Genomic DNA, 7,361 nt, shown 5'->3' on the forward strand with positions numbered 1-7,361 from the left:
CCGGTTGGTTTTACACGCAGGGCGTGCACCGGCAGCAATCAACGGGGTTTAGTTAGCCCAGGATTGCCAGCGTCGCCACAGCCAGGCCTCGAGGGCGCCGGTTTGGTTGACGGTGTGTTTTTTGGTGAAAAACATGTATAGATAAGTTAGTTTGACGTACTGTTGTGAGCAGATATCAGCTTCGCTGCATCGAGCAGCGAATCAACTATACCATCGGAATTAATAGTTTGCACAGGCATTCCGTGGTTATAACCATATGGCACAGTGAGCACAAAGCAACCGGCGGCCCGCGCCGCCTCGGCGTCGTTGCTCGAATCGCCGATCGCCACCACGGCTGAAGGCAGGAGGCCGAAGTCGCGGCAGACCTGCTGCAAGGGCAGGGGATCGGGCTTCTTTTTCGGCAGCGAGTCGCCGCCGTAGACCAGCTCGAACCAGGGCGCCAGGCCTTTCCGCTCCAGCAGGGGTAAAGTGAAAGCGACAGGCTTGTTGGTCACGCAGGCCAGGCGCAGGCCTTGCGCCTTCAGGGCCTTCAGTCCCTCGATCACGTCCGGGAACAGGGTGGCGCGTTCGCCGTTGATCGCCAGGTAGTGCCGCTGGTAGGCGGCCATGGCGTCATCGAATACGGCGTCGATGCGGGCGCTGTCGTAGTCCAGGGCCAGCACGTCGCGGATCAGCTTTTCCGAGCCCTTGCCGACCATCGGTTCGATGGTGGCCTGGTCGATCGGCGCAAGGCCGAACTCCGCGCGCATGCCGTTCAGCGCCAGTTCGAAATCCGGCACCGTGTGCAGCATGGTGCCGTCGAGGTCGATGATGGCGGCCTGGATTGCCGCAGCGCCGGCCCTCATTACTTCGCCTTTACCGAAGCCAGTTCGGCGCGCATGGCGTCGATCACGGCCTTGTAGTCGGGCTTGCCGAAGATGGCGGAACCGGCCACGAAGGTGTCGGCGCCGGCGGCAGCCACGGCGGCGATGTTGTCGGCCTTGATGCCGCCGTCGACCTCCAGCATGATGTCGCGGCCGGATTCGTCGATCAGGCGGCGCGCCTGGGCGACCTTTTTCAGCGCTTCCGGAATGAAGGACTGGCCGCCGAAGCCGGGGTTCACCGACATGATCAGGATGATGTCGATCTTGTCCATCACGTGGTCGAGGTGGTGCAGCGGGGTGCCCGGATTGAACACCAGGCCGGCCTTGCAGCCGTTATCGCGGATCAGCTGCAGCGTGCGGTCGACGTGCTCGGAGGCTTCCGGGTGGAAGGTGATGATGTCGGCGCCGGCTTTCGCGAAGTCGGGGATGATGCGGTCGACCGGCTTGACCATCAGGTGGACGTCGATCGGCACCTGCACGTGCGGACGGATGGCCTGGCACACCATCGGGCCGATGGTCAGGTTCGGGACATAGTGGTTGTCCATCACGTCGAAGTGGATGATGTCGGCGCCGGCGGCAACGACATTCCTGACTTCCTCGCCCAGGCGGGCAAAGTCGGCGGACAGGATGCTGGGAGCGATGCGGTAGGTGGTCATGGCGGTCTGGAAGTCTGCAATTCAGAAAGACCGCTATTGTACGACGCCGCGCTTTCCGCCACCGTTGTATGATGGCGCCTTAGAAAAAAGGAAAGCCATGGCCGTCTACGATTTCGCGATCAATGTCAGGACCCAGTACCTGCCGGAACAATCCAAACCGGACCGGACACTGCATGTGTTCACCTACACGATCACGATCAAGAATACCGGCGATGTGCCGGCCCAGCTGATCTCGCGCCACTGGGTGATCACCGATGCCAGCGGCAAGACCCAGGAAGTGCGCGGCCTGGGCGTGGTCGGCCACCAGCCGCTGCTCAAGCCGGGCGAAGAATTCGAATACACCAGCGGCACCCAGCTGGAAACGGCCCAGGGCTCGATGACCGGCGAATACTTCTTCGTAGCCGAAGACGGCCACCGTTTCGAAGTCACGATCCCGGAATTCGTGCTGTCGCTGCCGCGCGCCCTGCACTGAGCCTGCGCGCCCCGGGCCTTACTTGCGCCCGGAGAACATCGTCCACCAGACGATGAAGATCAGCAGGCACAGGGCCGCTCCCGCTTCCAATACCAGTATCCACATAACGGTTCCTTATGTTTTCGACACGCCGAAGTGTACCCGCCCGCGGCCTCGCCGGGTTGGTTTCCATTGCCGCCTTGCTGGCCGCCTGTACCACGGCGCCACCGAAACCCACGCCGAAACCCCTGCCTGTGCCTTCGCCCCAGCCGAAGCCTCAACCCCAGCCACCCATTAAAATCCCGCCGCCGGTGGCGCCGGTGCCGTCCGGACCGGGGCAGCAGCCGCCCGCCGCGCCGCTGTTCACCCCGGTCGGCTTCGAGGCGCTGCCGGGCTGGCAGGAGGACGACCTGCGCCAGGCCTGGCCGGCCTACCTGTCGTCCTGCCGCGCGCTGGGGAACAAGGCGGACTGGAAGACGCCCTGCGCGGCCGCCAAGCTGGTCGATACCGGCGACGGCGTGGCGATCCGCCAGTATTTCGAAACGTATTTCGTGCCCAACCTGGTGCGCGCCGCGGATGGCGCGGACACCGGCCTGATTACCGGCTACTACGAACCGATGCTGCACGGCTCGCGCAAGCGCGGCGGCGCCTACCAGACGCCGCTCTACAAGGTGCCGGACGACCTCGTCACCGTCGACCTGGCCAGCGTCTATCCGAGCCTGAAGGGCATGCGCCTTCGCGGCCGCCTGGTCGGCAAGACCGTGGTGCCCTACGGCACCCGCGCCGAGATCGAGCGCGCGCGGCTGCCGGGCAAGGAACTGGTCTGGGTCGACGATCCGGTTGAAGCTTTCTTCCTCGAAGTCCAGGGTTCGGGACGGGTGGAGCTCGACGATTCCGGCGAGACTGTGCGCATCGCCTATGCCGACCAGAACGGCCATCCCTACAAGGCGATCGGGCGCTGGCTGGTCGAACAGGGCGAACTGACGGCCGGCCAGGCCTCGGCCCAGGGCATCAAGGCCTGGATCGCCGCCCATCCGGAGCGCCGCCAGGAACTCCTCAACGTCAATCCGAGCTATATCTTCTTCCGCGAGGAGCGCCTGCCCGATCCCGGCGTCGGCCCGAAAGGCGCGCTGGGCGTGCCCTTGAGCCCGAGCCGCTCGGTGGCGATCGACCCGTCCTTCCTGCCGCTGGGCGCGCCGATCTTCCTGTCGACCACCGAACCGGCCAGCGAGGTTCCGGTGCAGCGCCTGGTGATGGGCCAGGATACCGGCGGCGCCATCCGCGGCGCCGTGCGCGCCGACTTCTTCTTCGGCTTCGGCGACCAGGCGGCCGACAATGCCGGGCGCATGAAGCAGCGCGGCCAGCTGTGGGTGCTGCTGCCCCGGCCGGCGACCGTGCAGGCTTCACGCTGACGCTACTTGCCCGGCCGTTCAGGCAGGCGCTTTCAGGCGCGAATCTTGTGCAGCCGGGTGCCGAACAGGGTGCCCAGGGTCAGCAGCAGGGCGCCGGCCGCCACCACGCCCAGGCCGGCGCGCACGCCGATCCGTTCCGCCAGCAGCCCGGCGCCGGCCGCGCCCACCGGCGCCATCGCCACCGTCATGAAGCGCATGGTCGAGGTCATCCGGCCCAGGAAGGCGTCCGGCGTCACGCGCTGGCGCAGGGCCAGGTAGGGCAGGAAGAACAGGGTGGCGCCGCAATCCAGCCAGAACACCACCAGCGCATAGGCGGCCGCGCTGGCCGTACTGCTGCCGAACAGGTCGCGTGGAATGACCGGCATCAGCACGAAGCCGATGCTTGATGCACACAGCCCGATGGCGACCGTGCCGCCGGCGCCGAAGCGCGCCGTCAGGGGCTTCAGCAGCACCGAACTGGCCAGCACGCCGACTCCGCCCAGCATCTGGGCCGAGCCCATCATCCCCGGCGACATCCCGAGCACGCGGGTGGCGAACAGCACGTAGAGCGCCATGTAGCCGTAGAACAGCAGGTGCCAGCAGGCCGAGGTCCAGGCCAGCAGGCGCAGCACCGGCTGGCGCCAGACGAAGGCGAGGCCGTCCAGTATGTCGCGCAATACGTGGGATTCGGGCGGCACCGGCTGCGGCTCGCGCGCCTTGACGCGCCGCAGGTTCCAGATCGAGACCGTGAAGCCCGCCACATTGAAGAGGATGGCGAAGGGCGCGCCCAGCGCCTGCACCAGCACGCCCGCCAGGCCGGGACCCAGCAGGCGCGAGGCCGATTCGGTGGCAGCGAACTTCGATTGCGCATCGATCAGGCCGTCGCGCCCGACCAGGAAGGTCATGAAGATCTGCTCGGCGCCGCCGCCCACCACCAGGCCGGTCCCGAGGACGAACTCGACCGCGTACATCCAGTGGATGGTGAGCCAGCCCTGCCACCAGGCGAAGGGCACGCTGGCCAGGCTCAGCGCCACCATCGCGTCGCTGCACAGCATGACGGGCAGGCGCCGGCTGCGGTCGAGCAGGACGCCGACGGGCAGGCCGAAGACCAGGAAGGGCAGGGAGCCGAGCGCCGCCAGGGTGCCCATCTGGGCCGGGGTAGCGTGCAGCAGCAGGGCCGCGCAGATGGGCAGGGCCAGCAGCGTGATCTGGGCGCCGAAATTGCTGAGGATGCTGCTGAACCAGAAGCGGCGGAAATCGGGATTGCGCAGCTGCGGATCGCCGTTCAGTTTGCGGAGGAAAGTAATTGGAGACACCACGCAATGATAACAAAGCGCCCTTGCCATTTATGCCACCCAAGGCGCTACAATCGAAGGGTTATCTTATTAAAGGATGTCCCATGGAATATTCTGACCTGCTGATCGAGAATCACGGCAAGGTTGTCGTGATCCGCCTGAACCGTCCGAAGGCGATGAATGCGCTGAACGACAATATGATGAACGAGCTGGGCGACGCGCTGACCAAGTTCGACGCCGACCCGGCAATCAACGTCATCGTCCTGACCGGCAGCGAGAAGGTCTTCGCGGCGGGCGCCGACATCGCCGCCATGGCCGACTACACCTATGCCGACACCTATCCCGGCAACTACATCGGCCGCAACTGGGAGCACATCCTGAACGTGCGCAAGCCGGTGATCGGCGTCGTCTCCGGCTATGCGCTGGGCGGCGGCTGCGAGCTGGCGATGATGTGCGACTTCCTGATCGCCGGCGACAGCGCCAAGTTCGGCCAGCCGGAAATCAAGGTCGGCGTGACTCCGGGCGCCGGCGGCACCCAGCGCCTGCCGCGCGCCATCGGCAAGTCGAAAGCCATGGACATGCTCCTGACCTGCCGCATGATCGACGCCGCCGAAGCCGAGCGCACCGGCCTGGTGTCGCGCGTGTTCCCGGCCGATACCGTGATGGAAGAAGCGCTGGCGGTGGCGAACACCATCGCCGCGATGCCGGTGTCGGTCGCCATGCAGATCAAGGACTCGGTCAACCGCGCCTTCGAGACCACCTTGACCGAAGGCGTGCGCTACGAGCGCCGCTACTTCCACGCCGGCTTCGGTACGCCGGCGCAGAAGGAGGGCATGAAGGCCTTCCTGGAGAAACGCAAGCCGAACTTCGAAGGCCTGTGATCCTGCCTGCCTCTGGTTTACATCAGAGGCAATTCCCCGGTGCCCAGCCGCACAGGGCGCTGAGGAGATTGATCCAGCGGCCATCGGGAATCGACGCGCCCTGGACCTTGGGGTCGCGCGGGACGTAGCCGTAGGACGTCACGCCGACCACCCGGTTCGATCCATTGTTCTTGCCGCTAGCACCGCCGTCCTGCAACTGCTGGAAGTTCTGGATCCACGGTCCGCCACTGGAGCCGCCCTCGGCGTCCGAGCCGTACTCGACATTGTTCGGCTCGACGACCTGGAAGGCCGCGCTGGTGATGATCTGCATCTTCTCGCAGCCGTCGAGATTGCAGGGATAGCCGAGCTTGGAGGTGTGGTTGTCCGCCAGGCTCAGGGTCTGCCAGCCGAGCCATCCGGTCAGGTCGCCCAGGGCACGCGTGCGGCCGCCCACCGGCTGGTCGTCGAAGACGATCATCGCGTAATCCGCGGCATTCGGCACCTCGCCGCCGCCGAAGGCCCAGTCACCGGTCACGATCACGACGCTCCAGTTCCAGGTCAGCAGGGGAGCGGTGCCGTCGCGAAATGCCGGCACGAACAGCCAGTTGCTATGGAAGCCGCTCGAGGTCCCGCTGTGCACGCAATGGCCGGCCGTGGCGACGATGCGGTGCTGGATCACCGACGCCGAGCAGAGGTAGGGCTGGCCGTCGATCGAGAAGAAGAGCGTGCCCGCCGTTATATACGGATAGGCGCGGTCCGCGGAGAAGGGGGCGGACGCACCGGTGAACATGGGGAATACGCGGCTGCTGGTGTAATGCGCGCCGAAGATGCCGACGGCTCCCGGGGACACCACGCCCGTGTTGCGCTTCTGCTTGGTGTCCGGTTTGAACAGCTGTTTTATCACGGAGGGCGGCGTCTGCATGGCCGGGGCGCGGCCGTCGGCGCCCTGGACCTGCTCATCGGTGCGCGGCTCCGCCTGCCTGCGGATGACCTTGGATGAAGCCAGCGGCAGGGGAAGAGGACGGGCCGCCTTGAGGCGCGCCGGCGTCCAGTAGGCAGCGATCGCCCTGGCGTCCGGGTTGGTCAGGCTCACCATATTGTTGGCCAGCTTGCTGCCTTGCCTGTTGTCTTGCTTGTTGTCTTGCGCCTGGCTCGGTGCTGCGCCGAACAGCAAGAGCGCAAGAACGGGCACGCAGGTATGCGCGAGGAATTTCATATTGCCTCCGAATGGGTCTCGTCGATTGGCCCGGCGGCAGGCATCGATGCCGGGATGGACGCCGTCAAAAAGTGCTGCGAACCCAGCTTAAGAGCGCAATCGGGGGGAGTTCGGCGGATCTTGCTGTCTGCTGATGAGCATCAATACAGTAGAGTGGTCCGGGGCAATGTTCTCTGCTCAAGCTTTTACTTGAGGTGTGTCGCGAACGGGCTTGCGCGCCCCGGTGCCGTTTGCTATAGTGCGCGTCCTGCTTCTGCAGCGCAGGAAAAGCTGAACGAAATCAAGTAGTTGGGCTAGGTGTTTTGATAACACCGCTGGCGCTGAAGAAAAAGATGGAGTTGACGAGGTAAGCGAAACACTGCATAATCTCACTCCTCTGCTGCTGACGAACAAAACGATTCGCCGGATGCAGCAAGGCAGTACCGAATACGATCTTTAACAATCAACAGTCGATAAGTGTGGGCGTTTGATGAAGTGCCRGCATCCTTCGGGATGCTGAATGCTTAAATTATCAAATGTTCACAAAAAGTATAACGTTGCTCAGCAATGAGTRACGGTCAGTATTTTGAGTGAGCGATCTGTCGCTGCTGGAAACGGCGCGACAAAAACAGAGATTAAACTGAAGAGTT

At 64.6% G+C, this 7,361-nt stretch carries 7 protein-coding genes; 3 read left to right on the forward strand and 4 right to left on the reverse strand.

Annotation, left to right across the window (positions count from 1 at the left end):
• Positions 1-146: 146 nt before the first annotated feature.
• Both AC1DOP_RS19555 and rpe read right to left on the reverse strand, forming a co-directional pair.
• On the reverse strand, positions 147-845 hold the full coding sequence (locus AC1DOP_RS19555; protein ID WP_441935112.1) for a phosphoglycolate phosphatase: 699 nt from the start codon (positions 843-845) through the stop codon (positions 147-149).
• Positions 845-1,519, reverse strand: coding sequence for a ribulose-phosphate 3-epimerase (gene rpe, locus AC1DOP_RS19560; RefSeq protein ID WP_441935113.1), 675 nt, complete (start codon positions 1,517-1,519; stop codon positions 845-847). Before rpe ends, AC1DOP_RS19555 begins: the two co-directional genes overlap by 1 nt.
• Before the next feature lie 97 nt (positions 1,520-1,616).
• Here rpe and apaG point away from each other — a divergent pair, with 97 nt between their 5' ends.
• Both apaG and mltA read left to right on the forward strand, forming a co-directional pair.
• A complete protein-coding gene (apaG, locus tag AC1DOP_RS19565; RefSeq protein WP_441935114.1) occupies positions 1,617-1,991 on the forward strand; it encodes a Co2+/Mg2+ efflux protein ApaG in 375 nt (124 codons plus the stop codon).
• Positions 1,992-2,107: 116 nt separating this feature from the next.
• Positions 2,108-3,382: a murein transglycosylase A gene (gene mltA, locus AC1DOP_RS19570; RefSeq protein WP_477252878.1), complete on the forward strand. Its 1,275-nt coding sequence runs from the start codon at positions 2,108-2,110 to the stop codon at positions 3,380-3,382.
• 32 nt (positions 3,383-3,414) lie between these two features.
• Here mltA and AC1DOP_RS19575 read toward each other — a convergent pair whose 3' ends face one another.
• Positions 3,415-4,677: an MFS transporter gene (locus AC1DOP_RS19575; RefSeq protein WP_477252880.1), complete on the reverse strand. Its 1,263-nt coding sequence runs from the start codon at positions 4,675-4,677 to the stop codon at positions 3,415-3,417.
• An 83-nt stretch (positions 4,678-4,760) separates the two neighbouring features.
• Here AC1DOP_RS19575 and AC1DOP_RS19580 point away from each other — a divergent pair, with 83 nt between their 5' ends.
• Positions 4,761-5,537 carry an enoyl-CoA hydratase gene (locus AC1DOP_RS19580; RefSeq protein WP_441935117.1) on the forward strand — a complete coding sequence of 259 codons (777 nt, stop codon included), beginning with the start codon at positions 4,761-4,763 and terminating at the stop codon, positions 5,535-5,537.
• A gap of 22 nt (positions 5,538-5,559) precedes the next feature.
• Here the strand turns inward: AC1DOP_RS19580 and AC1DOP_RS19585 are convergent, their stop codons facing one another.
• Positions 5,560-6,732, reverse strand: coding sequence for a trypsin-like serine peptidase (locus AC1DOP_RS19585; protein ID WP_477252883.1), 1,173 nt, complete (start codon positions 6,730-6,732; stop codon positions 5,560-5,562).
• Positions 6,733-7,361: the final 629 nt, after the last annotated feature.

It is taken from the genome of Massilia sp. 01N410, assembly GCF_056399665.1.

Excerpts from the sequence above, each read along its gene's own strand:
- AC1DOP_RS19580 (WP_441935117.1), top strand. The coding sequence starts at position 4,761 with ATGGAATATTCTGACCTGCTGATCGAGAATCACGGCAAGGTTGTCGTG.
- AC1DOP_RS19555 (WP_441935112.1), bottom strand. The coding sequence starts at position 845 with ATGAGGGCCGGCGCTGCGGCAATCCAGGCCGCCATCATCGACCTCGAC.
- apaG (WP_441935114.1), top strand. The coding sequence starts at position 1,617 with ATGGCCGTCTACGATTTCGCGATCAATGTCAGGACCCAGTACCTGCCG.
- rpe (WP_441935113.1), bottom strand. The coding sequence starts at position 1,519 with ATGACCACCTACCGCATCGCTCCCAGCATCCTGTCCGCCGACTTTGCC.
- AC1DOP_RS19585 (WP_477252883.1), bottom strand. The coding sequence starts at position 6,732 with ATGAAATTCCTCGCGCATACCTGCGTGCCCGTTCTTGCGCTCTTGCTG.
- mltA (WP_477252878.1), top strand. The coding sequence starts at position 2,108 with ATGTTTTCGACACGCCGAAGTGTACCCGCCCGCGGCCTCGCCGGGTTG.